Origin of the sequence: Rhodanobacter spathiphylli B39 (assembly GCF_000264295.1) — a bacterium.
GTDB lineage: Bacteria > Pseudomonadota > Gammaproteobacteria > Xanthomonadales > Rhodanobacteraceae > Rhodanobacter > Rhodanobacter spathiphylli.
The window spans coordinates 1-251 of sequence record NZ_AJXT01000202.1 but is presented as its reverse complement, the minus strand read 5'-3'; the positions used below and the strand labels follow the sequence as shown (position 1 = coordinate 251).

1 pseudogene is annotated in these 251 nt (G+C 41.4%); it reads left to right on the top strand.

Going from position 1 to position 251, the window contains the following annotated elements:
• Positions 1 to 68: 68 nt before the first annotated feature.
• A pseudogene (locus UU7_RS18810) lies at positions 69 to 251 on the top strand (hypothetical protein); the annotation flags it as partial.

Sequence of the window (251 nt, the reverse complement as noted above, 5' to 3'; positions counted from 1 at the left end):
AAAATGGCTTTTGCAATTTATTGCGGAACATTAGATTATTGTTCTTAGCCAGAAACGGAAGTGTAATAGTGGCCAATAAAGCTAAAACAATGTTTGTATGCTCACAATGTGGGTTTCAGTCTCCCAAATGGGCCGGAAAATGCCCTGAATGCGGTGAATGGAATTCCATGACTGAAGAAATTGTTCAGCCAGAGCGCGTTTCAGTCAAAAATATTGAACGAAAAGCAGCGGTTGGACGGCCTATAACACTG